Consider the following 25,406-nt stretch of genomic DNA (forward strand, 5'->3'; position numbering starts at 1 on the left):
TTGAATTCGTTGCTCTTGAGCGCATTTCGATCTGATTTTTCAGATCTGCGCGCCTCAACTCTTTGCTTCAATGCGCATCTTTTCCGAAAACCGTTTCACACTTTTCGGGATGCACTCCAGAACGGCTCAGTTAAGATTGAAACGTCCTAACCGTTCCGCCTCTACGCATTATCCTTACGCAAAATTGCCGCGCAGTTTTGCCGGAAATGCTTTTTTGGTTCATTCGCAGATCGCTTATCGCGACAATCAAAACATCAGTCTGCTTTGCCGGTCTTTATACCTTTTAAAGTTTCGCATCCACCGACTAGCTTGATGCCAGGCAAGTTGACTGTCAATCAGTTGCTTAATATTACCACTGTCTACAATACAAAATTTCTAACTGTCATTCTTTAGACGTTACGTAAATTTGAATGACACAAAGTAAATATATAGTAGTTCCAAACTCTTGTCCTGTCTTTATTGGAACAGAGTTAAAATGCGGGGACATCCAAGTGACACAACGGATCATGATCATTGGCGGCGCTGGCTCGGGGAAGTCTACCCTTGCAAGCATGCTCGGAAAAATCAGTGGTCTACCTGTGATTCACATCGACACCATTTACTGGGAAGCCAACTGGGTTATGCGCCCGCGCAACGAGATCGGCCGTCTTACGAACCAGGTTGCTGATCGCGATGAATGGATATTCGAAGGCAATCATAGCGAAACAATGGCGCACCGCGCATCACGTGCCGATATGCTCATATTTCTCGATATTTCGACGCCGCGACGGCTCTGGCGAATCATAAGGCGAACGTTTCGACATTACGGCCGGTCGCGCCCGGATATGGCTGAAGGCTGTGCAGAACGCTTTGATTGGGAATTTTTCAAGTTTGTCGCCAATTATCGTAAAAATGGCCGTATTCGGGCGCTTTCTTTTGTTGAAGAGGCTTCTTCCCATCTGCAAAAATATCATTTGCGCACGCCGGGCGATGTGAAGCGTTTTCTCGTTAAAGCACAACACGAAATATTCTTAAAAAATTGACGCTTAGGAATTGCGTGAAATCAACAAAGCCCCACCTAAAATAACAATATTTCAAGCAGTGCGGGCATGTTCTCTGAATGCTATATCTGCGATGTCTCCCAAGACTTGACGCTGGCGCGTGGAGCACTCGCCCATCAGTACAGCGCGAATTTACATGCACTCAGATGGCGGAACTTTAGTTCGAGCCATTTGTGCAATCTTGTCCGGATTACCGGTTTTCGCAGCTCTGGAGTTAAACGTGGCCGATATCGCAGATAGCGCCTCCCCGCTTGCTGATGTTACCAGCGCAATGGGTTTCGATCGTCACCGTCTTTACGAAGACGCGATCGCCATGCTGATTGGCACTTCCTTCATTGCGCTGGGCATTACGCTCTATAGTCAAGCGACGCTGATGACGGGTAGCACCGCTGGCATCGCCCTTTTGATCCAGTATGCCACCGGCATTGGATTTGGCCTGCTTTATTTTCTGATTAATTTGCCATTTTATTATTTTGCAGCAAAGCGTATGGGCTGGCCATTCACGATCAGGACATTCATCGCAGTCGCGCTGATGTCGTTCTTCGCAAAAGTCATTCCGTTATGTGTCGATTTCAGTTCGATCAACCCGCTCTTCGCAGCACTAATGGGGGGAACCTTGATGGGAATGGGGGTATTGGCATTGTTCCGTCACCGCTCCGGTGTTGGTGGCGTCAACATTCTCGCCCTTTATCTGCAGGATGCCTACGGCATTCGTGCTGGCTGGTTTCAGCTTGGACTCGATGTCCTCATCATGTTTGGATCGCTGTTTTTCATCCCTCTTGAAAACATGCTGCTTTCACTGGTGGGTGCGATAGCGATGAACGCCATCATCGCGATTAACCACAAGCCGGGGCGTTATCTCGGTATTAGCTAATAAAAAAGCCGCCTGATAAGGCGGCTTTTTTGTCAGTAATCAAGCAATCTTAGTGCGCAGTCATCCATTCGCGCGCACCGCGAAGAGCTGCAGCAAGCTCTGTCTTGCTCATGGTCGCCGCCACCTGATTGCGCATGCGCTCAGCTTTCTGATTACCACGAATGGCTGCGATGTTGAGCCACTTATGCGCTTCGACCACATCGATTTCACAGTCACGACCGATAGCGTATTTCAAACCCATCTCCAGCAGAATGCGATCCTGGGAACCTGCTTTGTCGTGCTGCGTAACGCTCTGAAACTGTGTCATTTTTCTTTGTCCCTGTTAAATCCCGAGAACCGTCCGCTCTTTGTTTCCGAGACTGGCTTTCACCGTCTTGGAACTGTCGGATCTGTCGTTCCGTTCATGGTCTTTAAGATAAGCGACAGGATTAAAATGCGCGTTAAAACAGATGCTTAACAAGGGGACAACGAAATCCCAACAAGGAGTAAACTTGGGAATTCGTTAAACATCCAAACCATCTGAATTACAGCGTTTTTCGGAAATAGGGATGTTTTTCACCTTCTCGCTTGGAAACCAGATGATAACCATGGTGCAGATTGATGTGCCAAAGCGTGTTCAGAACTGAATGAATGAGATCGATGTTCTAGCTTTTATTTACCCCGTATTTGGCTTCAAAGCCGCTTCACACTTTTGGCGATGCATTCTGGAAACATTGCTATCAGCGAATTCGAGCACGCAAATTATCCCTCTTCCGCTCCGACCAAAACTCGATTACGTTTACGTTTGCGTAAGTATTCTGCAAGGCCTGAAACCTTGTGGCATTTTGGGAGGAATGCATGATCCGCAATTTTATTATGGGAATGACTGCAGCTGTTGCATTGACGGCGGGTCTGTCTGCTCCAGCATTTGCCGATGAGGCAATTGTAGGCACATGGAAGCGTCCAAACGGCACGATCATCAGCTACGCTGCATGTGGTGGCGGCAAATACTGCGGCACCGTGCAGACCGGTGAGTATAAGGGCAAGTCAATCGGCTCGATGTCCGGTAAAGACGGCACCTATAAGGGCGAAGTCAACAAGCTTGATGAAGGCAAGACCTATACCGGCAAGGCCAGCGTTAAAGGCAACACGCTATCGCTATCCGGATGCGTTATGGGCGGATTGATCTGCAAGAGCGAAAGCCTGACACGCCAATAAGCAATGCATGAGAGCAGCAATTAAAGCACCGATCTGACAGAAGCAGATCGGTGCTTTATTATTTTTCCGCGCATCTGAACCGAGAGGCCGTTCGGGATGCGCTGTAGAAACCGCTATTTAGCGAGCCTTCTGGCCGAACAGGATTTTCTGAGCTTCCTTGTCATTTGCCAGATTAGACTTTTCTCGCTCTTCTTTGCCGACCACAAGGCCACGCTGCACAGCCGGACGCGTGTTCATCGTTTCATGCCAGCGCTTGAGGTTTGGGAAATCTTCCAGATTCTGATCATAATTCTTGTAAGCATTGATCCAGCCGATACTCGCCATGTCAGCAATAGAATATTCGCCTGTAATGTATTCCTTACCTTCAAGCTGACGGTTCAGGACGCCATAGAGGCGATTAACCTCATTGGTGTAGCGATCAATACCGTACTGCACCTTTTCCGGCGCATAGACACGGAAATGTCCGGCCTGCCCCGACATCGGCCCAAGTCCGCCCATCTGCCACATCAACCATTCATCGACGGCCACACGCTTGCGTTCATCGGTCGGATAAAACTTGCCGAACTTTCGACCGAGATATTGCAGAATGGCACCCGATTCAAACACCGAAATTGGCTCGCCGCCCGGGCCTTCAGGATCAATTATGGCTGGCATACGATTATTCGGCGCAATTTTGAGAAAATCCGGCTGAAACTGATCACCTTTGCCGATATTCACATATTTGACTTCATAAGGAACACCAAGCTCCTCCAGCATAATGCTAATCTTGAAGCCGTTCGGTGTAGGCCAATAGTAAAGCTCAATGGGTTTTGTCTGTTCAGCCATGGGTATCTGTCTCCCGCTTTCTTGGCTTTGTCCGCATTTCCGATGCGGGCTAACATAGGCTCCGTGTAGCCCGGCACAAGAGCGAAGCGATCAAGTTAATGAAACATCAATATTTTTGAACGCCGGATGAATGCGGCTCTCAGGAGCAGTTCAGGTGAGACCCGTAAACTCAAACCCGTAGAACGAACAATTTCGATAGTCGGGGGAACCATGCTGCTGTGGCGCGTTACAATAGTCTGTTTGATGATCGCGGGAATTGCGATCATTGCTGGCCTTTTTGTTGATCGAAAATATGACGTTTATCGTGATCAGCCAGTCGTTGCCCCCGTTACAGCGATGCACCTCAAGCATATGAGCGGGGGCCAACAATTATGATGTCCCGCTTTCGTATCTCCGTAAGTATTGCACTTCGCGTTCTGCTGTTCACTGCCGTATTCACTGGGCCTGCAGCAACATTCGCCTATACGCAAATCGGCCAGAAAGCACATATGAGCGGGGCCGGTCTTGTGCTTTATGTGAGCCTGCAAAGAAGTGCGTAAACAGGGACATGCGACTGTCATGGAGTTTGCTATACTAAGCCATGACACAGCGAATCGAACAAACTTTCATCCCTGATATCAAAACCCCTCCCTTTGTGGAGCCGGAAGTTTTTACCGATGCAGGCGCGGCGGTTGCCGCGCTGCGCAAGCTTTATGATCGCAATACCGAATTTCTGCGCAAGGCTTTTGAGCAACTTGCACGGGGTGAAGTTCGCCCGCAACGCTATCGCGCATTTTATCCTGAAATCTGCCTATCTACTTCCAGCTTTGCCCACGTGGATACGCGTCTCGCTTTCGGTCATGTGACCACACCCGGAGACTATTCGGCCACGATCACGCGGCCCGATCTCTTCGATCATTATCTCAACGAGCAAATCCGCCTTCTGATGCGCAATCATGGCGTAGCAGTCACGGTTCGGGAATCGGCCACGCCACTTCCTATTCATTTTGCTTTCATTGAAGGTACTTATGTCGAGGCATCGGTTGCCAATGCCTTCACGCATCCGTTGCGCGATCTGTTCGATGTACCGGATCTGGCGGCAACCGACGACAAGATCGTCAATGCAGATTTCGATCCAATTCCCGGTGAACCAATGCCGCTGGCACCTTTCACCGCGCAGCGCGTGGACTACTCGCTGCACCGCCTTGCGCACTATACGGCGACAAGCCCCAAGCATTTCCAGAATTTCGTCCTGTTCACCAACTACCAGTTCTACATGGATGAGTTTTGTGATTATGCCCGTAGGCTTATGGCAGAAGGCGGCGGTGGATATGAAAGCTTTGTCGAGCCCGGCAATGCGATAACGCGCGCAGGTGAATCGGCGCCCAGCAGCGGAATTCCACTACAACGCATGCCGCAGATGCCAGCTTATCATCTGCAACGCGCTGATCATTCTGGTATTACAATGGTCAATATTGGCGTCGGCCCTTCCAATGCCAAGACCATCACAGACCACATCGCGGTGCTGCGTCCACACGCATGGCTAATGCTGGGTCATTGCGCAGGTCTGCGCAACAGTCAGCAGCTTGGTGATTATGTGCTGGCGCATGCTTATATGCGCGAAGATCACGTCCTTGATGACGACCTTCCTGCATGGGTTCCTCTGCCAGCGCTTGCCGAAATTCAGGTGGCACTTGAAGAAGCTGTCGAAGAAATCACCGGTCTTGAAGGCTATGATCTCAAGCGCATTATGCGTACCGGCACGGTCGCGACAATCGATAACCGGAATTGGGAACTTCGCGATCAGCGCGGTCCGGTTCAGCGTCTTTCGCAAGCGCGTGCGGTTGCGCTGGATATGGAATCGGCCACGATTGCCGCCAACGGCTTCCGCTTCCGCGTTCCTTACGGCACACTTCTCTGCGTTTCCGACAAACCGCTCCATGGCGAACTGAAACTGCCTGGCATGGCGACAGAATTCTATAAGCGTCAGGTCGCTCAGCATTTGCAGATCGGTATTCGCGCGATGGAAAAGATCGCGGCAATGCCGGATGAGAGACTGCATTCACGCAAGCTCAGAAGCTTCTACGAGACAGCCTTCCAATAAAAATAAGTCAGGAGGGCAATAGGTGAGTGGGGTAGTATGTTTTTCGCGAATACATACTGCCCTCTCTCCATCATGGCGCCGTAATCAGCGACTAGATGCGTATCATGTCAAAACGCCGCGAAAACCTTTCACTTTTTCTGCTAATCACCGCTGTTCTGGTGTCAGTTCCACTTGTGCTTGGCTTTCTCGGATCAGCGCATCCCGCGCTTGATTCATTCGCTCATTTCCGTCCATATCTTGCAATTCTGATGGCATTGCTCGCAATCCCGCTTTTGTTCACAATGATGCGGCGCGAAGGTGCAATGATCCTGTTGTTTGCGATCCTTGCATTCAGCACGACACTTGGTGCGGCACGCAATTTGCTTGATGGATCAACCTCTGCACAGGCTAATGTTCCTTTGGCAGGTGCGCGCTATAGTCTGGTTCAGATCAATCTGCGCTACAATAATCCTGAGCCAAAGCGCGTGTTGCAAATGATCGCGCAGGAAAAGCCTGACGTCATCACCTATCAGGAAGCTGGTTCAGACTGGGCCACGTGGATCGACATTCTGAAGGGCACCTACCCTTATCATTTTGAATGTCACAAAGACGGGAGCAATATGGGTGTCGGCATTCTGTCACGCCGCCCCTTCAGCGAAGGTAGCGAGCAGACCTGTCTTGGTGACGACCGCCTTGCCATGACTTCCATCGATTTCAGCGGCACAAGGGTCAATGTCGCAGCTTATCACTCGGTCCTGCCATGGCCTTTTAGTCAGGCGACTGTCATCAATGCGCTGGTGCCGGAACTGCAAAAGATCACCGGTCCTTCAATCATTGCCGGTGATTTCAATGCTACGCCGTGGAGTAATGCAGTCTATCGCATCGAAAAAGCGTCGAGTACAAAAGCCATCACCGGTATTGGTGGCACATGGATGCCCCAAAGTCTGCCTGTAAAACTCGCATCTTTCATTGGCCTGCCAATTGATCAGATTTTGGTGAGTCCTGACATCGAAGCCCCTGTCGCCGCTTCACGCGAAGAAGCTGGTTCCGATCACCTGCCAGTAAGGCTAGAGTTTTCAGTTCCCTTGCCTCAACGACAAGATGAAGACGAACCAGAAACCCAATCAGTTATGCTCCAATAAAAAAGGCGGTTTAAAACCGCCTTTTGTTAACTCTGCTTTCCCGTGAACATTACATGTTTACGTAAACCGGTCCCTCGCCGCCTTGTGGCGGAACCCAGTTGATGTTCTGGTTCGGGTCCTTAATATCGCAAGTCTTGCAGTGGACGCAGTTCTGCGCGTTGATTACAAAACGAACATCCTTGGCCTGCGGATCAGCCGCTGAATTGCCATCAGCATCAACCCACTCATAAACACCTGCCGGGCAGTAGCGTGTCGATGGTCCTGCAAAGACGTCGTGTTCAGATATCTGCTGCAGCTTCATGTCCGCGACCTGCAGATGAACAGGCTCGTTTTCATCGTGATTGGTGTTCGACAGAAACACTGATGAGAGGCGGTCAAAAGTCAGCACACCATCCGGCTTTGGATAGGTGATCTTTTTGTGCTTCGCTGCCGGTTCCAGTGCCTGCGCGTCGGTCTTGCCATGCTTCAACGTACCGAAGAACGAAAATCCGAAAAGCTGGTTGGTCCACATATCGAGGCCACCGAGCGCCACACCCACGACCGTTCCGAACTTGGACCACAATGGCTTGACGTTGCGGACTCTTTTGAGGTCCTTGCCAATTGCACTGTCGCGCCAGCTGTTTTCGATCTCGATCGGCTCATCATTGGCTCGACCAGCGGCAAGAGCCTCTGCGATCTTATCGGCAGCAAGAATGCCCGAAAGGACTGCATTATGGCTCCCTTTGATGCGTGGTACGTTCACAAAACCGGCCGAACAGCCGATTAGTGCGCCGCCAGGGAAGGAAAGCTTTGGTACCGACTGGAAGCCACCTTCAGTAATGGCGCGAGCGCCATAGGACAACCGCTTGCCGCCCTCAAAAGTATCCCGGATCGCTGGATGTGTCTTGAAACGCTGAAACTCTTCGAACGGAGCCAGATACGGGTTCTTGTAGTTGAGATGCAGCACGAAGCCGACCGCAACCATATTGTCTTCGAGGTGATAGAGGAATGAGCCGCCACCGGTCTTCATATCGAGCGGCCAGCCAAACGAATGCTGCACCAGACCCGGCTTATGCTTGGATGGATCAACCTGCCAAAGTTCCTTGAGGCCGATACCAAATTTTGCTGGCTCGCGACCTTCATCAAGCTTGAACTTCGCTATCAGTTCCTTGGCAAGCGAACCGCGCGCACCTTCCCCGATCAGCACATATTTGCCGAGCAGAGCCATGCCGCGTGTATAGTTCGGACCGTGTGTGCCATCGCGTTCAATGCCCATGTCGCCAGTTGCGACACCAATCACAGCGCCTTCATCATTATAAAGCACTTCAGTCGCCGCAAAGCCCGGATAGATTTCAACGCCAAGTTCTTCAGCCTTGGTACCAAGCCAGCGGCAGACATTGCCAAGAGACACAATGTAATTGCCATGATTGTTCATCAATGGCGGCATGGCGAAATTCGGTAGACGCACCGAGCCTGCAGGACCGAGCAGCAGAAAATGATCTGCGGTTACTGGTGTTTTGAACGGGTGTCCCTCTTCATCACGCCAGCCCGGCAGCAGTTGATCGATACCACTTGGATCGACGACTGCGCCTGACAGAATATGAGCGCCGACTTCCCCGCCCTTTTCAAGAACGACGACTGAAAATTCGGGATTGATTTGTTTGAAACGGATAGCCGCAGCAAGGCCAGCAGGGCCCGCGCCAACAATCACAATATCAAATTCCATGCTCTCGCGCTCGGGAAGCTCCTGGCTCGCGATTGCTGGGGCTTCGGACATTTGTGCCTCCGTCGGGTTTACATTTTCCCCTCACTATTTCAGCGCGGGCAATGCATCCAATTGTTTTTGCTCATGAACCTATCGCGAATGGGGATAAACCATATTCGGACAGGCCTTGTTTCCCCTTAAAACGCTTTCAATCCGAATACATCAGATCGCGCCCTAACGTTTTGTTCTAACGCGCATCATATCCGAAAACGCTCTTACTATTCCGCATGCGCTCCAGTTGCTTTACCCTCTCGCAGAGTTAAAGACTGTCGCATATGCGTCCAATTGTCCAAAATCACTGCAAAAAGTACCTTCATAGTATTTACCTTAACGTAAACGTCAATTCTTAAACGGCCAACTGTCTGATTGTGGGCTATTGTGACGCAACGCATCGTCCCTTCATAAAAATATTAGCTCTCAGTTTTGGGAGACATGCAGGTTGGTTTCTACGCATGTCTTTATCCGAAAACCGGTTCCTACTTTGGGGAGACATGCTTTAATCACTCTATAAACCGGAATTATGCGCTGCGCTCTTGCAATCGACGTCAAAATTCGCCACCTCAATCTGTGAGGTAAAAACATGATCGATGACCGGGAAACACTGGATATGGAAGGTCTGCTTCGCTTTTACGCGGAAGCGGGCGTCGACATGCCACTTTCCGACACGCCAATCGATCGCTTTACAGAACCACAGCGTCAGCTGGCACGGTCGGCACCAGCGCAGGAAGACAGATCTACGGCGCAAACAGACCGCGCGCGTCCGCAACAACAGCAGCCGCGCCAAGCAGCAGTCCCCTCACCCACAAGCCGCCCTGTGCAGGCTGCAACTGACGTTCCAGACGGCGCGCAGATCGCGCTTGCCCGTGAAGCAGCTTCCCAAGCTGCAACGCTGGAAGAACTGCGCGAAAAGCTCGCAGCATTTGATGGCTGCAATCTAAAGTTCACTGCAAAAAACCTCTGTTTTGCAGACGGCGATCCATCGTCAGACATCATGTTTGTCGGTGAAGCGCCGGGGCGTGATGAGGACATAGAAGGACTACCGTTCGTCGGTAAATCCGGACAGCTGCTCAACCGAATGATCGAGGCCATTGGTCTCAAGCGCGAGAATGTCTATATCGCCAACACAATTCCATGGCGTCCGCCGGGCAATCGTACACCCACGCCGGTCGAAACTGAATTGTGCCGCCCATTTATTGAACGACAGATTGAACTTGCGGCACCGAAAATACTGGTCGCACTGGGCGGTCCTGCCGGTAAGGCGTTGACGGGGGCGGCTGAAGGTATTTTGCGCCTGCGCGGCAACTGGAAAGTGCATCGCACGCCTTCAGGCATTGAAATTCCTGTTATGCCAACACTGCATCCGGCTTATCTGCTGCGCACGCCCGCACAGAAGCGCTTTGCCTGGCGTGATTTTCTCGCTGTAAAAATGAAGCTCGCCGAATTAGGCGATTGATATTCCTTCATTTCGGTGGCATCGGCAGCAAGACTGTCACCAACATGCCGCAAACATGCAGTAGTTCGCATTTTGAACGGTGCCTGACGGTAACAGGTATTCTTTAAATATAGTCCGTGTGGACAATATAGGCCTTCGTGGAGTTCATCATGGCTGGACAGCTCCTGCCCATTGCCGCCTTGTTGGCAAGCACATTTCTCATGCTGCTTGCAGGTGGGCTTGCGGGTATTCTCCTGCCCATCCGTGGCGGGATCGAAGGCTGGTCGACCACGACTATCGGTTGGATGGGAACTTCCTATTCACTGGCTTTCACAATGGGCTGCATCCTGATCCCACATCTGGTGCGACGCGTCGGGCATGTGCGCGTGTTTTCAGCCTTGCTGACACTCCTCTCCATTGCACTGCTCCTGCATTCACTGATCATAAGCCCTTATGCCTGGATGATCTTTCGCGGCATCGCAGGCTTCTCGCTTGCCGGCTCCTACATGATTATCGAAAGCTGGCTGAATGAACGCGTTACAAATGAAACGCGTGGCAAGATTTTCTCGTTCTATATGATCATCACCATGCTTGGTCTGATGTGTGGACAATATATCCTGCCATTTGGCGATGCGACGACCGTTACGCTCTTCATCGTCTGCGCCATCATCTATGCAAGCGCCCTGCTGCCAACCACACTTTCAAGTGCGCAATCGCCAAACCCGCTTACTCAGGCTTCACTCGATTTGAAAGGCCTCTATCGCCGCTCTCCGGCTGCCGCCATTGGCTCTTTCATTGCTGGTATTGTGGCTAGCACATGGAGCTTTCTCGCTGCGATCTATGGCGAAATGAATGGGCTTACAACCTTTGGCATCGCGACCATGCTTGCCTGCGCCATGATCGGTGGCGCAATTTTTCAGTACCCGATCGGTCGCGCCTCTGACCTCGTAGACCGTCGAATTGTGATGGTCATAGCCGGTGTTATCGGGTTTGTCCTGTCGGCTGTCATGCTGTTGATTCATCCAACATCGCCTTACGCGCTTTACATCATGATGTTTCTGTTCGGCTCTGTGCTCTACCCGATCTACAGTCTCAATGTAGCGCACGCCAATGACTACGCCGATGCCAATGAATTTGTGAAAATCTCCGGCGGATTGCTGATAATCTATGGCTGCGGCAGTGTGCTTGGACCGGCAATTTCAGGCCCTATGATGGATCTCATCGGCGCGTCTGGCTTCTTCGTGACCATGGCCGTTGCCTATGCTATCTACGGATTACACGCCTTCTGGCGTATTCGGCGGTTCGAGCGTCCTGCAATCAGTGATCAGAAAACTGAATTCAAGTTCCATACGCCCGATGGTCAATCGACACCCGAAACAATGCAGCTTGATCCGCGCGCTGAGGGAACGCCGGGGCAAGCATGAGGTTACTGTGACTGTTGGGGGGTATTCGCCTTGTGCGGTTCAATCGCCAGCTGATGCTCGCGGTAGATGATATATCCGCCGGCTGCCATGACAATGGCACTGCCTATGAGCATTTCAAAAGTCGGAATATCACCAAAAAACAGAAAGCCTATCCCCAGGCCAAGCAGCATTGATGTGTATTCAAATGGTGCAATCGTGCTCATCGGTGCATGCCGATAGCATTCGGTCAGAAGGATTTGAGCGATACCACCAGCAATACCCGCACCAATCAGCATTGCGAGCTGTGGTCCGGTCGGCATAACCCAGCCGAACGGAACACTGACCAGCGCAATAACACTGGCGGAAATCGAGAAATAGATAACGATTGTCGAGGTGCGCTCTGTCTGCACAAGGCGACGCACCAGCATCATCGCAAAAGCAGCCATGACCGCCCCCCCAAGAGCCGCAAGCGCACCCATGGCTTCGTTATGTCCGACATTGCCTTCAGCAAATAAGGTCATGCGTGGCCAGATGATGATCATTACGCCCAAAAGGCCGATAATCACCGCACTCCAGCGATAAAGCCGGACGACTTCATGCAGGATTAGAGCGCCCAGCACCACAGCAATTAGGGGAGACGCGTAATTGATTGCAATTGCTTCAGGCAAAGGTAGCTTGGTCAGGGCATAAAAGCTCAGTGACATCGCACCCACGCCAACCATTCCGCGCCAGAAGTGACTGAAGCCGTGACGGGTTTGAAGAATGCCGGAGAGTTGCCCGCGCAGAGCGAAATAGACAAGGATCGCCAGTACTGCGAAGAATGAACGGAAGAAGATCAATTGACCAAGTGGAATGCCCTCAGCAGCTTTGAGCAAGGTCGACATGCCCACAAAAACAGCGACAGAAGCGACTTTAAGGCTGATCCCCAACATCGGGTTGTTCTGAAGTAGATCAGGCTCGATAGTTTCGCTGACCTGAACATTTGCGGAGGCCGCGTCCGGAAGGGACTTCACAACGCAATTCCTTAATCGGGAGATATGGAGCATGGCGGGAAATTACAGTTATCGCGCTATCCATAGGCCTGTTCGTAATAAAGTTCCAGCCAAGCAGAGAGCGGCATGTAAAAAATATTGAGCAACTTCGCTTTTCTTGTCGTTTGCTAAAAAGCCGGATACGACTCTTGCATCGAAGTGCTTGGAGCGCCTTTCGATTTGATTGACCCCGATCGGCGCTCTCATGATTTATTTCAACGCGCATCTTGCCCGAAAACCGTTTCACACTTTTCGGGATGCGCTTCAAAGAAGAGTTTCGCAATGCGTACTGAAACTGGTCAGACATTCCGCCTCGAAGACTATCGCCCAACGCCTTACGCTATTCCAGAAACGAAACTCGACTTCATCCTTGAGCCGGAAAAGACAATCGTTCGCGCCCAACTGACCATCGAGCGCCGAGCGGGCACGCCTGCAGGAACGCCACTTATTTTGGACGGCGATGAGCTGAAGTTGATCAGCTTGAGCCTGAACGGAGCATCGCTTAGCGACAACGGCTATTCAGTGACGCCCGATCAGCTCGAAATCACCGACCTGCCCGATACAGACCGTTTTACGCTTGAGATCGTCACCGAAGTTAATCCGACGACAAATCGCCAGCTCTCAGGGCTTTATCGGTCGAGCGACGTCTATTGCACACAGTGCGAAGCGGAGGGTTTCCGTCGTATCACCTTTTACTATGACCGGCCGGACGTGCTTTCCGTTTATACGGTAAGCATTGACGCCAAGAAGACAGCCGCCCCAATTTTGCTCGCGAATGGCAATCCCGTTGGGCACGGTGTTGTGCCAAGCGATGCCGATCGGCATTTTGCCGTCTGGCATGACCCGCATCCGAAGCCGTCCTATCTCTTTGCCCTTGTCGCGGGTTCGCTCGATGTTGTGAAAGACCATTTCACCACGCAATCAGGACGCCCAGTCGATCTCGCTATTTATGTCGAGCATGGCAAACAGGATCGCGCGCTTTACGCCATGGATGCACTCAAGCGTTCCATGCGTTGGGACGAGGAAAAATTTGGTCGCGAATACGATCTGGACGTCTTCAATATCGTTGCAGTTTCCGACTTCAATATGGGAGCAATGGAAAACAAAGGCCTCAATGTCTTCAACGATAAGTATGTGCTCGCTGACTCCGATACGGCAACAGACGTGGATTATGCAGGCATCGAAGCTGTTATAGCGCATGAATATTTTCATAACTGGACCGGTAATCGCATCACCTGCCGCGACTGGTTCCAGCTGTGCCTCAAGGAAGGTCTCACCGTTTATCGCGATCATGAATTTTCTGCGGATGAGCGCTCGCGCCCTGTGAAGCGCATCGCGGAAGTGAAAATCCTGAAAGCGCAGCAGTTTCCGGAAGATAGCGGCCCCCTTTCGCACCCGGTTCGTCCGCGCGAATATAGCGAGATCAACAATTTTTATACGGCGACAGTCTATGAAAAAGGCTCGGAAGTCGTGCGCATGATCCGCACCATCATCGGTCCTGAATTATTCCGCAAAGGCATGGACCTCTATTTCGAACGCCATGACGGAGAAGCGGCGACCATTGAAGACTTCATCAAAGTTTTTGCTGACGTTTCTGGACAGGATTTCTCACAATTCTCGCTTTGGTACGATCAGTCTGGAACACCCAAAGTCGAAGCGAGTTTCGACTTTAATGCTGAAAAAGAAACCTTCACCATAGAGTTTGCGCAATCGCTCGCACCGACTCCTGGGCAGCCAACAAAGAAGCCAATGCATATTCCGATCGCCTTTGGCCTTCTGGGATCAAACGGCAAAGATATTCTGCCCTCATCAGTCGAGGGCGGAGATGCTCATGATGGTGTTATCCATCTGCATCGGGCGTCGGAAACCATCGTCTTTCATGGCATCAAAGAGCGCCCCGTCCCGTCATTACTACGTGGCTTCTCCGCGCCAATCAATCTGATCTCCCCGCTTGATGCGGACGACCGTATATTCCTGGCATTGAACGACAGCGATCCTGTCGCTCGTTGGCAGGCCCTGACTGGCATTTTCACGCAAGCCCTGCTCGACGGTGCCAAACGTGTGCGGGGCAGCCATGAACCGGAAATTGACAACAGGATCATTGAACTTGCAGGGCGCGTTGCCTCCGACGAAACGCTTGATGCGGCCTTCCGAGCACTTTGTCTGACCTTACCGACTGAAAGCGATATAGCGCGTGAGATGGGTCACAATGTTGACCCTGATGCAATTCGCGCAAGCCGCGATCACCTCATCACGGCAATCGTATCCGCTTATGCGGGCAATTTCGCATCGCTTTATGCAAGCTTGCAGCAGGAAGGAACGTTCTCGCCAGATGCCGTATCAGCTGGCAAGCGCGCATTGCGCAACGTGCTTCTCGACTATCTCAGCCGACACGAAAACACCCCTGCCCGCGCTGCCCAGCAGTTTGCTGACGGCGATAACATGACCGATCGCGCAGCCGCTCTCAGTGTATTGGTGCATCGCTTTGGTGACAGCCATGAAGCTCAGGGCGCTCTTGCATCATTTGAAAAGCGGTTTGGTGACGACGGGTTAGTAATGGACAAGTGGTTTATCGTGCAAGCAACACGCCCCGGCGAAAAAGCGCTTGATGCCGTTCGTGCGCTTACTAAACACAAGCTCCTTTCGTTCGACAATCCAAACCGGGTACGTGCACTGATCGGGGCTTTTTCTGCAAGCAACCCAACCGGGTTCAATCGCAAGGATGGTGCGGCTTATAGTTTCTTCGCCGATATCATTCTCGCGATCGATCCGGAGAATCCGCAGCTTGCAGCGCGCCTTCTCACTGCTTTGCGCTCATGGCGCTCACTCGAAGATACGCGTCGTGAACATGCGCGTGCTGCACTGGCTCGCATCGCCGGAACTCCTAAGCTGTCGACCGATCTTCGCGACATCGTGGACCGAACCCTCGCCTGATTCGCGAATCATATATTGCTACTTGCTGATTCGTTACGCTCGACCCCAAAATGGGCCGGGCGCAACCGTTCTGCCGTCATCCAAGAAAAACCGCATAAAACCTGCAAAGACTTACGGCTTTCATGAGTCTTTTCATGATGTTAGATGAGCACTCTCTCAAACTGATTCCGCTTAACAGGTTGAGATTCAACAGAAAAACCAATTGCGGCGGCGGTGTTTTTTACATCTCGTTAACGAATTCACTGGACAGCGCGAATCACTTTTGATTCATTGAAGCTGTTCGGAGATGGCGTATTCCGAAACATTTTGAGTAGAGATTTCAGTTCAAGCAGTTTCGGGCGGACAGCGCTTCCGGCGCATCTTGGGAACTGTCACGGCAAATCAAGAGGGGCCAACAGATGGCAAGCACCGACGCGTACGACGCGACGGCGGGGAAGCATCGCGACTCCGGACGGAAGCGGAAGAAAGGCAGGCTCTCGGGGCATGCCAAGCTTCTTGCGGGTCCTGCCTACGGTAAGTTCGTGGCGGTTGAGCCCGTATTGCGTCGTCTTGTTCCGGCCCTCATCATCATCTTTCTCATCATACTTGGCGTGGCGCGCGTGTTCTCGATGTTATCGTGGCGCGAAGACATCGAATTGCAGCACAAGGCAGCCTTGTCCGCCGCGACTGCCAATCTGGCGCAGATGATCGAGCGTGCAGCCAATGGCACGCAGGCTGGTGCGCAAATGGCGCCCAAAGATCTTGATAATACCATTGCGGAATTTCGCTCCCGCGGTCTTTCTTCGAGCGGCATGACGATTGCTCTGGTCAATGACGATTCAGTCATCGTCACAGCCTCCGGCCCCGCAACCAACATCGTTGGCAAACAGGCCGATGATGTGTTTAGCGACATCCAGCCCCTGTTTATGTTTGCGGAACGTGCTGGCGTTTTGACAGTCGTCATGAACGGAGAAGCTGCCTACGGCACAGTGTCAAAACCAATGACTGTTCCTTACGCTATCATTGCAGCGGAACCGGAAAGCACGATATTTGCTGAATGGAAACGCGCCGTATCGCTTAACGTGACGCTCTTTGCAGGCACGACCGGAGTGATGTTTGCAATTCTCTATGCCTATTTCAGTCAGGCAGCGCGTGCCCGCGAAGCCGACGATCTTTCCGGCCAGATCCAGCGTCGTATCGATATGGCGCTTGCGCGTGGTCGTGGTGGTCTGTGGGATTGGGATATGGCACGCGGACGCATCTACTGGTCGCGCTCCATGTATGAGATGCTCGGCTATGAGGCGCAGGATGCTGTGCTTGCCTTTGGCGACGTGTCTGCAATCATCAATCCAGAAGACGGCGATCTTTATTCGATTGCGGAACAGGCAGCGGCTGGTGACATTTCGCATGTGGATCGCGTTTTCCGTATGCGCCATGCGGATGGTTCTTGGGTCTGGATGCGGGTTCGTGCCGAGATCGCGTCCGAAAATGATCTGCACCTCGTCGGCATTGCATTCGACGTCAGTGAACAGCATCGCTTTGCGCAGCAGACGGCAGAAGCCGATATGCGTATCCGGGAAGCCATCGAGAATATTTCCGAGGCATTCGTTCTCTGGGATTCCAATAACCGTCTGGTGATGGCCAATTCCAAGTTCAGCGAATACGCAGGTCTTCCGGTCTGGACACTCAAGCCCGGCGTGCCGCGCAACGAAGTTGATGCGCATACGCGTCCATTCAGCTTTGAACGTCGCATGGCGAACGAGCATAATCGCGCTGGTGGCCAGACTTTCGAACGTCAACTGAGCGATGGGCGCTGGCTACAGGTCAATGAACGCCGTACACAGGACGGTGGTTTGGTTTCCATCGGCACCGACATTACCCAGATCAAGCAGCATCAGGAACGTCTGGTGGATAGCGAACGACGCCTGATGGCGACCATTCACGACCTGTCCATTGCCCGTAAAGGTGAGCGCGACCGCGTACGTGAACTATCAGAACTGGCTCGCAAATACGGTCAGGAAAAGGAACGCGCGGAAGCTGCAAACCGCGCCAAGTCCGAATTCCTTGCCAATATGTCTCACGAGTTGCGCACCCCGCTCAATGCAATCATCGGTTTCTCCGAAATGATCCAGGCTGGCACTTTCGGGCCACTCGGCTCCGACCGCTATGAGGAATATATCAACGACATTCACACCAGCGGTAATTTCCTGCTCAACGTGATCAATGACATTCTCGATATGTCGAAGATCGAAGCGGGCCATTTTTCGCTTGATCGTGAGGAGATCGACCTCTGTCCGCTGATCAATGAAACTGTGCGCATGATTTCTTTGCAAGCAGATGAAAAAAACATCACAGTTGAGACGCGTATTGAAGAAGCCATGCAGCTCAATGCGGATCGCCGTGCCGTCAAGCAAGTGCTGATCAACCTTCTATCCAATGCGGTGAAGTTCACGTCTCACAATGGACGCATCACTGTTCGCGCACGGAAGACTGGATCAGCTCTGTTCATGACTATTCAGGACACTGGCGTCGGTATCCCGAAATCCGCTCTGCGGAAAATCGGTCAGCCGTTCGAGCAGGTCGAGAACCAGTTCACAAAATCGCATACTGGCTCAGGTCTAGGCCTTGCGATCACCAGATCTCTTGCTGAACTCCATGGCGGCTGGCTGCGCATCCGCTCAACTGAAGGCATTGGAACCGTAGTCTCGGTATGCATACCTGACCGGAGACAGGCCATTGCCTCCAGCCAACATACTGAAACCCACGCAGCATAATCAGTTTATCAGCTTGTCAAAACTGGTTCGAACATTCGAGGCCAGTTCCGTCAGGTGATGCTCCACGCGTTTAATGTCCGGCAGCTCGGCAGCGCGACAGAGAATATCAATCATTCCAGGAATGAACTCTTCACGCGTGGCGTCACTGCCAAGGCAGAGACGTATTGTTTGGCTGAGATTGGTATAGAAGCGATGCGCTTCAACCAGAGCATCAATTGTTGCTGGATCGGCGAATGAGGGATCAAGGCCAGCAAGCACTTCGTCAGTTGCAAGAGGACGCGGGGTCTTTGCGACCTTTCCAACGAGAACCGCGAACTGCGCTATGAATTCAAGATCGACAATACCGCCGGGTTTCAGCTTGAAATCCCAATCGTCGCGCGGTGGCTTTTCCTGATAAATGAGGTCGCGCATTTCACGCACGTCCTTGGCTATTTTAGCCGTATCGCGCTTGGTGGATAACACATCCTCTATTTCACCCTTGATGAAATCTATGAATGCAGCGTCGCCATGAATTGGGCGTGCGCGCGTCAGAGCCATGTGTTCCCATGTCCAAGCCTCTGTGCGCTGATATTTTCCGAATGACTCAATATGGGTTGCGACAGGGCCTTTGTTGCCCGATGGGCGCAATCGCATATCGACTTCGTAAAGCACACCTTCGGCAGTCGGAGCGGAGAGTGCAGCGATGAGGCGCTGTGTGAGCCGGATATAATATTGTGACGGAGCCAGCGGCTTCTCACCATCGGATTCTTCAGTATCCTTGTCATGTTCATAGAGCAGGATCAGATCGACATCAGAGCCTGCGGTCAGTTCGCGGCTACCGAGCTTGCCCATCGAAAGAAGCACTACCTTAGCACCCTTAACCTTACCATGACGCCGTTGCAGTTCGGCTTCAACAACCTCGAAGGCCTTACCGATCATCAGCTCAGCCAGATCGGAAAAGGCGCGCCCAGCACGGACGCCATCAATTGCACTTGTCAGCAGACGGATACCGATCAGAAAGCGATGTTCAGCCGCAAAAATACGAAGGCGATCCAAAACTTCTTCAAAATCGGTTGCAGCGCCCAGAAATGCTCGGAGCCTCTCTTCAAGATAGGTGCGGGTTGGTACTTCGGAAAAAATCGCCGGATCAAGCAAACCGTCGAAAACATGCGGCTTCCTTGTGATGATTTCGGCAAGTCGTGGCGCCGCACTCATGATCATCACGAGCAGATTGAGAAGACGCGGATTGGATTGCAGCAGACTGAAAAGCTGAATGCCCGCAGGCAAGCCTTGCAGAAACCCATCGAAACGCAAGAGCGATTCATCGGCGCGCTTGGTAGCAGCAAAGGCTTGTAATAAGGCTGGGGTCAGTTCAGTGAGGCGTTCGCGCGCTTCTGCTGATTGCGTGGCGCGATAGCGACCAAAGTGCCATGTGCGGATAACGCGGCAGATATCGCTGGGACGTTCATAGCCCATCGAGGCCAGCGTTTCCAAAGTACCCGGATCGTCTACATCGCCGGTGAAAACGAGATTGCCACTGGAGGAACCAAGCTCCGGCGCTTGTTCGAACAGCGCGGCATAGTGCTTTTCGACAACCTTGAGAGCTGACAGAAACACTTCGGAAAACTCTGCGGTATCAGCGTAACCCATCATATGAGAGACGCGAGCAAAGCCTTCATCGTCTTCCGGCAGAATATGGGTCTGTTCGTCGGCAATCATCTGAATGCGATGTTCTACATCGCGGAGAAAGAAATATTCTTTGGCAAGGCAATCGCGGGCTTTTTCGCTGATCCAGCCGCGCTCTGCGAGCTTTCCGAGCATCGGGACAGTTTGATTACCACGCAATTCAGGGAACCGTCCGCCTGCAATCAACTGCTGTGTTTGCACAAAGAATTCGATCTCGCGGATGCCACCACGACCGAGCTTCACATTATGGCCGCGAATGGCAATATCGCCGTGCCCCTTATGGGCGTGGATCTGCCGCTTGATGGAATGGACGTCAGCGATTGCCGCGTAGTCGAGATATTTGCGCCAAACGTAAGGGGCTAGCTCAGCCAACACCTGTTTGCCGGACTCACGATCCCCGGCAATAGGGCGCGCTTTGATCATCGCCGCACGTTCCCAATTCTGCCCGCGCCCTTCATAATAGTGAAGGGCTGCACCAACTGGGATCGCTAAAGGCGTCGAACCTGGATCAGGACGCAAACGCAGATCGACGCGGAAAACATAGCCGTCTGCCGTGCGATCCTGAAGAATGCGAACCAGACGCCGTGTCATCCGCGAAAACGTATCAACGCATTCGTAGGGATCACCGATAGCAGGACGCGTTTCGTCAACAAAGACGATAAGATCGATATCAGAGGAATAGTTGAGTTCACGCGCGCCGAATTTGCCCATGCCAAGCACAATCCAACCGCATTCCTTATCAGGGCTCTCACGGTCGGGCAGTTTGATTTTGCCCGCACTGTCCGCGTCGCGAAGCAGAAAGCGGATGGCGGCACCCGTGCAAGCTTCGGCCAGATCGGTGAGCCAGCCCGTTGTCGTTTCTGTATTGAAGATTTGCGCCAGATCACAAAGCGCGATCAGCACATGCACCTCACGTTTTCGCTGGCGCAGACTGCTCATCAAAGAAGCTTCTGTGACGCCCTCTTCCGTGCCGGATGCGGTAATCTCGGAAAGAATATCGGCGAGTGCCTCTTCGGGCGCGGCTGTTGCTATTCTATCAAGAATGCGCGGCTTACGGATCAAGGATTCACGAATAAACGGCGACAGATCAAGAACGGCTGCAAGAAAGCTCCTGGCTTTCTCATTGTTCAGCAGTGCGATGACGCGACCAAGCTCGTCTTCCTTTGCCCGTTCTTCAAGATCAGTCAGAAAGGATTGTGCTCGTTCAGAATCAAGCGGTGCCAGCCCACAAAGGTTACGGTCGAAAAGCAGTTCCTTTGAATTTTCAGCCGCCATGATCCCCTCTAGCATGTCACTTTATAGCTGTCCCAACGATTCAGTCTTAGTTGGAACCGCTATAACTATTTGTTTTAACGCTTTATCCTACGCAAAACCGGCTCCCACTTTTGCCGAAAATGCTTTAAGATTGTGCGTCCTTCGGCAAGGGAAACTCAAGTACTGCACGCAGGCCGGGTCCATTATCTTCCAGACGCAGAGCACCACCGTGCAATTTCATAACCGCCTTGGCAAGGCTTAAACCAAGCCCCGATCCCGGCTGTGTACGGCTTTCCTCAAGCCGTACGAACCGTTCAGTCGCTTGCTCGCGTTTGTCTTCTGGAATGCCTGGGCCGTTATCAGCGACCACGATGCGCACCCATTGTGAATCACGCTCCATGGAAAGTGTAACGACAGCAGGGTTCTCGCCTGAGAGCGCATATTTGATCGCATTATCAACGAGGTTGGAGACGGTCTGGCCCACAAGCTCACGGTTGATATGCAGCGGCGCATCATCAAGCGTGCTAAGTGTCAAAGTGGCACCCGCATCTTCGGCAACCGGCTCGTACATTTCAGCCACATCACTGACGATAGATGCGACCGACATGTTTTCCAAATTCTCAGCCGAATAGCCTGCTTCAAGACGTGAGATCATCAAAATCGCATTGAACGTGCGGATCAGCTGATCAGATTCACCGATGATATCTTCCAGCGCCTCACGATATTCAGGACCAGCCTTCTTCCCTGATAACGCCTCTTCAGCGCGGTTGCGCAGACGTGTGAGTGGTGTCTTGAGGTCATGCGCAATATTATCGGAAACTTGCTTCAAGCCTTCATTCAGTTCAAGAATGCGCCCAAGCATGACATTGAGATTGCTGGAGAGACGGTCAAACTCATCCCCGGAACCATTAACCGGCAATCGCCCTGTCAAGTCGCCATCCATAATGCGCTGCGAAGCACGCGAAACTTCATCGATGCGCTTAAGTGCACGCCGCCCAACGAAGAACCAGATCAGAAGCGCACCGACACCCATAATGCCGAGAGCCAACATAAGCGAACTGCGTACAAGATCGCGGAAACGCTCCGGCTCGCCCAAATCGCGACCTACCAGCAAGCGCATTCCATTAGGCAATGCAATCACAACTGCAATCGCACGGTGTTCAGTCTCGGTTCCCTGCTCACCATAGCGGCGATATTTGAAGGCGCGCTCGACAATCCCATCCGTATCCAGCACGCCCGGTTCAACACCTTCAACATTGCCGGATAGAATACGACCAGACGGGTCTGCGACCAGATAGAGGTAGGCGCCGGGTTGACGTGAACGGTAATCAATCGTGCGCACAAGTTGCGGAATACCACCCCGCGCATAGGCCTTACCGATGCTTGCGACTTCTTCGCCCAGCGCTTCCTGAGTCTGACTGTTGATAATGGAGGCGGAAAGATTGGTCATATAAAAGACCAGTGCTACCGCTCCTACGGCAAACAAAAGGAGATAAAGCGTCGATAGGCGCGCTGCCGTCGTGCGCATAAGCGCAGAGAAACGACCCATCATTCCACCTTGGCACTCGCAGTAGAGGCTTTAGTGCGCCCGGCTTTGAGCATATAGCCCGCACCACGAACGGTATGCAGCAATGGACCGTCAAAGCCTTTTTCGATTTTGCTGCGAAGTCGTGAGATGTGCACATCAATCACATTGGTCTGAGGATCGAAATGATAATCCCAGACATTTTCAAGCAGCATCGTGCGCGTTACCACCTGTCCTGCATGGCGCATCAGATATTCAAGCAAACGAAATTCTCGTGGCTGGAGGGTAATATCCACGTCCTGCCTGCGCGCTGTGTGGGCAAGCCTATCGAGTTCCAGATCGCCAACGCGGTAGATTGTATCTGCTTCGCGTGGGCTTGAGCGGCGTTGCAGAACTTCAACACGTGCAAGCAGTTCAGAAAATGCATAGGGCTTGGTCAGGTAGTCATCACCGCCTGCGCGCAAACCAGTTACGCGGTCATCCACTTCGCCGAGGGCGGAAAGAATGAGTACCGGCGTTTCCATGCCTTTGGCACGTAATCCGGCGACTACAGAAAGACCGTCACGCTTGGGCAACATGCGATCAACGACCAGCACATCATAATTGCCGTTTTCAGCCAGCGCATAACCGATTTCGCCATCGCCGGCGATGTCGGCAGAATGTCCGGCCTCAGTAAAGGCCTTCTCAAGATAGCGGGCCGCTTCGCGGTCGTCTTCAATAACGAGAATCTTCATGGCGATACTATAAACCGGATCGTTGGAGAAAATGAAGCAATGCCAGGCGGGTTCTCCGCCTGGCATTTTATTTTCAGATACTTTGCCTCACGCAACCATTATCCCTGATCGATCGGAAGGGCTACGAAACGACTCTGGTCGTTGCTCTGAAGCTGCAACAGCACAGCCTTACGACCAGCCTTTGAGGCTTCAGCAATTGCGTTGTCTATATCCTTGGCGCTCTTAACAATCTGATTGTTAACCGAAACAATGATGTCACCGGAACGAATGCCACGGTCAGACGCATCGCTATCGGGATCGACATTTGTGACAACAACGCCGTCACCGTCTTCCGACGGCGTGACCGTCAAACCATACGAGTCGAGCGTTTCGCCTTGCTCCGTATCACTTCCGCCAGACTGGCTGTCCGCCTTGCCCAGATCCTGTGGCATAGCGGCAATCGTAATGTCGATTTCTTCAGCCTTGTTCTTGCGCCAGACCGTCAAAGCAGCCTTTTCACCCGGAACGATATTGGCAACCTTACGGGCCAGATCACGTGGATCCTGAACCGGTTCACCATTAACCGCCGTGATTACATCGCCAGACTTAATGCCTGCCTTTGCCGCAGGACCATCCGCCTGAGGAGAGGCTACCAACGCACCCTTTTCTTCTGCAAGACCAAGTGAAGCAGCAATATCCTTGTTGACTGGCTGGATCTGCACGCCAATCCAACCACGCTCAACAGAGCCCTTTTTGATCAGTTGGTCGACGACCTGCTTGGCAGTCGATGCAGGAATTGCGAAGGCGATACCTACACTGCCGCCTGAAGGCGAGAAGATTGCAGTGTTGATGCCAATGACTTCACCTGAAAGATCGAAAGCTGGGCCACCGGAGTTGCCTTTGTTAACAGCAGCATCAATCTGGATGAAATCATCGTAAGGACCTGCACCGATGTCACGACCGCGGGCCGAAACGATACCGGATGTGACCGTACCACCAAGACCAAACGGATTGCCAACAGCAACGACCCAATCACCGACTCGGATCTTGCTGTCATCGCCGAGCTTTACATATGTGAACTTGCGCTTGGCATCATCGATCTTCAGCACAGCAAGATCGGTACGCGCATCAGTGCCGATCAGCTTCGCATCGAGTTCGGTGCCATCATCAAGAACGACGCTGTAGGCATCACCGTCAGAAACAACGTGGTTGTTTGTAATGAGGTAACCGTCTTCGGAGATGAAGAAGCCGGAACCCTGTGCCACAGGACGTTCGTGACCCGGACGCGGCTTGCCACGATTGCCCGGACGGCGGTTATCTGGACGTGCGTCACCGCGCGGCTCCATTCCAAAATCACGGAAGAAGCGCTTCAGCGGATGGCCGTCTGGCAACTGATCGAAACCGGGAGGTGTCCCGAACTGCTGGCCACGGCTATCCGCTTCCTGCACATCCTTCTTGACGCGAACGCTAACGACTGCCGGGCGCACTTTTTCAACCAGATCGGCAAAGCCTGCCTGCTGAGGCGGAGTGACACTGACTGCTTCGGCGCGGGCGTTGTTCATCACGCCCATTGGGCCAGTTGCGACGAACGCACCGGCAAGCGCGGCTGACAGCGCTACCGCTGCAACACCCTTGCGATACTTTGAAGTTATAATCTTCGACATCTGTCTCTCCTTACGAGCAGCAATCTCGGACGTAGAATTCCCACCAAGGCAAATCCGGTCCTATAATCCTTTATAGAGCTCAAGATAGTTCGGGCTACCTTACCGCTCAATTTCCGGAAGATGAAAGTTTTGTAAGGTTTGAGAAAAA

Annotated in this window: 18 protein-coding genes; 10 read left to right on the forward strand and 8 right to left on the reverse strand. The window is 52.4% G+C overall.

Annotated features, from left to right (window positions below):
* The first annotated feature begins 506 nt into the window (after positions 1 to 506).
* Positions 507 to 1,022, forward strand: coding sequence for a DNA topology modulation protein FlaR (locus QBD00_RS14055; protein ID WP_318579791.1), 516 nt, complete (start codon positions 507 to 509; stop codon positions 1,020 to 1,022).
* Positions 1,023 to 1,260: 238 nt separating this feature from the next.
* Positions 1,261 to 1,914 (forward strand): YitT family protein, encoded by a 654-nt coding sequence (locus tag QBD00_RS14060; RefSeq protein ID WP_151091426.1) that lies wholly within the window; start codon positions 1,261 to 1,263, stop codon positions 1,912 to 1,914.
* Between the two features lie 49 nt (positions 1,915 to 1,963).
* On the opposite strand, the gene QBD00_RS14065 is transcribed toward QBD00_RS14060, so the two are convergent.
* The gene (locus QBD00_RS14065) at positions 1,964 to 2,221 is read right to left on the reverse strand and encodes a sel1 repeat family protein (RefSeq protein ID WP_024897309.1); all 258 of its coding nucleotides are present in this window, start codon (positions 2,219 to 2,221) and stop codon (positions 1,964 to 1,966) included.
* A gap of 530 nt (positions 2,222 to 2,751) precedes the next feature.
* Here QBD00_RS14065 and QBD00_RS14070 point away from each other — a divergent pair.
* The gene (locus QBD00_RS14070; protein ID WP_095446295.1) at positions 2,752 to 3,111 is read left to right on the forward strand and encodes a DUF2147 domain-containing protein; all 360 of its coding nucleotides are present in this window, start codon (positions 2,752 to 2,754) and stop codon (positions 3,109 to 3,111) included.
* 117 nt (positions 3,112 to 3,228) lie between these two features.
* Here QBD00_RS14070 and QBD00_RS14075 read toward each other — a convergent pair whose 3' ends face one another.
* Complete coding sequence (locus QBD00_RS14075; protein WP_095446294.1) at positions 3,229 to 3,936, reverse strand: glutathione S-transferase N-terminal domain-containing protein; 708 nt, start codon at positions 3,934 to 3,936, stop codon at positions 3,229 to 3,231.
* Positions 3,937 to 4,307: 371 nt separating this feature from the next.
* Here QBD00_RS14075 and QBD00_RS14080 point away from each other — a divergent pair, with 371 nt between their 5' ends.
* From QBD00_RS14080 to QBD00_RS14090, 3 genes are all read left to right on the forward strand, one after another.
* Positions 4,308 to 4,475 carry a hypothetical protein gene (locus QBD00_RS14080; protein WP_318579809.1) on the forward strand — a complete coding sequence of 56 codons (168 nt, stop codon included), beginning with the start codon at positions 4,308 to 4,310 and terminating at the stop codon, positions 4,473 to 4,475.
* A 41-nt stretch (positions 4,476 to 4,516) separates the two neighbouring features.
* Complete coding sequence (locus QBD00_RS14085; protein WP_318579792.1) at positions 4,517 to 6,019, forward strand: AMP nucleosidase; 1,503 nt, start codon at positions 4,517 to 4,519, stop codon at positions 6,017 to 6,019.
* Positions 6,020 to 6,123: 104 nt separating this feature from the next.
* Entirely contained in the window at positions 6,124 to 7,140 is a 1,017-nt protein-coding gene (locus QBD00_RS14090) for an endonuclease/exonuclease/phosphatase family protein (protein ID WP_318579793.1), read from the forward strand.
* Positions 7,141 to 7,189: 49 nt separating this feature from the next.
* On the opposite strand, the gene QBD00_RS14095 is transcribed toward QBD00_RS14090, so the two are convergent.
* Positions 7,190 to 8,896: an electron transfer flavoprotein-ubiquinone oxidoreductase gene (locus QBD00_RS14095; RefSeq protein WP_318579794.1), complete on the reverse strand. Its 1,707-nt coding sequence runs from the start codon at positions 8,894 to 8,896 to the stop codon at positions 7,190 to 7,192.
* Between the two features lie 568 nt (positions 8,897 to 9,464).
* Here QBD00_RS14095 and QBD00_RS14100 point away from each other — a divergent pair.
* Complete coding sequence (locus QBD00_RS14100; RefSeq protein WP_318579795.1) at positions 9,465 to 10,337, forward strand: uracil-DNA glycosylase; 873 nt, start codon at positions 9,465 to 9,467, stop codon at positions 10,335 to 10,337.
* Positions 10,338 to 10,486: 149 nt separating this feature from the next.
* A complete protein-coding gene (locus QBD00_RS14105; RefSeq protein WP_095446288.1) occupies positions 10,487 to 11,740 on the forward strand; it encodes an MFS transporter in 1,254 nt (417 codons plus the stop codon).
* A gap of 2 nt (positions 11,741 to 11,742) precedes the next feature.
* On the opposite strand, the gene QBD00_RS14110 is transcribed toward QBD00_RS14105, so the two are convergent.
* Positions 11,743 to 12,651 (reverse strand): DMT family transporter, encoded by a 909-nt coding sequence (locus QBD00_RS14110; RefSeq protein ID WP_264232097.1) that lies wholly within the window; start codon positions 12,649 to 12,651, stop codon positions 11,743 to 11,745.
* Between the two features lie 381 nt (positions 12,652 to 13,032).
* Between QBD00_RS14110 and pepN the strand changes: the two genes are divergently transcribed.
* Positions 13,033 to 15,684 carry an aminopeptidase N gene (gene pepN, locus QBD00_RS14115; RefSeq protein WP_318579796.1) on the forward strand — a complete coding sequence of 884 codons (2,652 nt, stop codon included), beginning with the start codon at positions 13,033 to 13,035 and terminating at the stop codon, positions 15,682 to 15,684.
* A gap of 398 nt (positions 15,685 to 16,082) precedes the next feature.
* Positions 16,083 to 18,437: a PAS domain-containing sensor histidine kinase gene (locus QBD00_RS14120; protein WP_095446286.1), complete on the forward strand. Its 2,355-nt coding sequence runs from the start codon at positions 16,083 to 16,085 to the stop codon at positions 18,435 to 18,437.
* On the opposite strand, the gene QBD00_RS14125 is transcribed toward QBD00_RS14120, so the two are convergent.
* The 4 genes from QBD00_RS14125 to QBD00_RS14140 all read right to left on the reverse strand — a co-directional run bounded on the left by QBD00_RS14125 (position 18,438) and on the right by QBD00_RS14140 (position 25,258).
* Positions 18,438 to 21,377: a bifunctional [glutamine synthetase] adenylyltransferase/[glutamine synthetase]-adenylyl-L-tyrosine phosphorylase gene (locus QBD00_RS14125; protein ID WP_318579797.1), complete on the reverse strand. Its 2,940-nt coding sequence runs from the start codon at positions 21,375 to 21,377 to the stop codon at positions 18,438 to 18,440.
* A 124-nt stretch (positions 21,378 to 21,501) separates the two neighbouring features.
* Positions 21,502 to 22,908: a sensor histidine kinase gene (locus QBD00_RS14130; RefSeq protein WP_095446284.1), complete on the reverse strand. Its 1,407-nt coding sequence runs from the start codon at positions 22,906 to 22,908 to the stop codon at positions 21,502 to 21,504.
* A complete protein-coding gene (locus QBD00_RS14135; protein ID WP_095447861.1) occupies positions 22,905 to 23,615 on the reverse strand; it encodes a response regulator transcription factor in 711 nt (236 codons plus the stop codon). The genes QBD00_RS14130 and QBD00_RS14135 overlap by 4 nt, the downstream gene beginning before the upstream one ends.
* Positions 23,616 to 23,713: 98 nt before the next feature.
* Positions 23,714 to 25,258: a Do family serine endopeptidase gene (locus QBD00_RS14140; RefSeq protein WP_151091421.1), complete on the reverse strand. Its 1,545-nt coding sequence runs from the start codon at positions 25,256 to 25,258 to the stop codon at positions 23,714 to 23,716.
* Positions 25,259 to 25,406 lie beyond the last annotated feature (148 nt).

It is taken from the genome of Ochrobactrum sp. AN78 (genome assembly GCF_029909885.1).
GTDB lineage: Bacteria > Pseudomonadota > Alphaproteobacteria > Rhizobiales > Rhizobiaceae > Brucella > Brucella quorumnocens.

What these genes read in the sequence shown, in the direction of transcription:
- QBD00_RS14100 (WP_318579795.1), top strand. Translation starts at nt 9,465, where the DNA reads ATGATCGATGACCGGGAAACACTGGATATGGAAGGTCTGCTTCGCTTT.
- QBD00_RS14085 (WP_318579792.1), top strand. Translation starts at nt 4,517, where the DNA reads ATGACACAGCGAATCGAACAAACTTTCATCCCTGATATCAAAACCCCT.
- QBD00_RS14065 (WP_024897309.1), bottom strand. Translation starts at nt 2,221, where the DNA reads ATGACACAGTTTCAGAGCGTTACGCAGCACGACAAAGCAGGTTCCCAG.
- QBD00_RS14075 (WP_095446294.1), bottom strand. Translation starts at nt 3,936, where the DNA reads ATGGCTGAACAGACAAAACCCATTGAGCTTTACTATTGGCCTACACCG.
- QBD00_RS14130 (WP_095446284.1), bottom strand. Translation starts at nt 22,908, where the DNA reads ATGATGGGTCGTTTCTCTGCGCTTATGCGCACGACGGCAGCGCGCCTA.
- QBD00_RS14125 (WP_318579797.1), bottom strand. Translation starts at nt 21,377, where the DNA reads ATGGCGGCTGAAAATTCAAAGGAACTGCTTTTCGACCGTAACCTTTGT.
- pepN (WP_318579796.1), top strand. Translation starts at nt 13,033, where the DNA reads ATGCGTACTGAAACTGGTCAGACATTCCGCCTCGAAGACTATCGCCCA.
- QBD00_RS14055 (WP_318579791.1), top strand. Translation starts at nt 507, where the DNA reads ATGATCATTGGCGGCGCTGGCTCGGGGAAGTCTACCCTTGCAAGCATG.
- QBD00_RS14105 (WP_095446288.1), top strand. Translation starts at nt 10,487, where the DNA reads ATGGCTGGACAGCTCCTGCCCATTGCCGCCTTGTTGGCAAGCACATTT.
- QBD00_RS14080 (WP_318579809.1), top strand. Translation starts at nt 4,308, where the DNA reads ATGATGTCCCGCTTTCGTATCTCCGTAAGTATTGCACTTCGCGTTCTG.
- QBD00_RS14110 (WP_264232097.1), bottom strand. Translation starts at nt 12,651, where the DNA reads ATGTTGGGGATCAGCCTTAAAGTCGCTTCTGTCGCTGTTTTTGTGGGC.
- QBD00_RS14120 (WP_095446286.1), top strand. Translation starts at nt 16,083, where the DNA reads ATGGCAAGCACCGACGCGTACGACGCGACGGCGGGGAAGCATCGCGAC.
- QBD00_RS14135 (WP_095447861.1), bottom strand. Translation starts at nt 23,615, where the DNA reads ATGAAGATTCTCGTTATTGAAGACGACCGCGAAGCGGCCCGCTATCTT.
- QBD00_RS14140 (WP_151091421.1), bottom strand. Translation starts at nt 25,258, where the DNA reads ATGTCGAAGATTATAACTTCAAAGTATCGCAAGGGTGTTGCAGCGGTA.
- QBD00_RS14095 (WP_318579794.1), bottom strand. Translation starts at nt 8,896, where the DNA reads ATGTCCGAAGCCCCAGCAATCGCGAGCCAGGAGCTTCCCGAGCGCGAG.
- QBD00_RS14090 (WP_318579793.1), top strand. Translation starts at nt 6,124, where the DNA reads ATGTCAAAACGCCGCGAAAACCTTTCACTTTTTCTGCTAATCACCGCT.
- QBD00_RS14070 (WP_095446295.1), top strand. Translation starts at nt 2,752, where the DNA reads ATGATCCGCAATTTTATTATGGGAATGACTGCAGCTGTTGCATTGACG.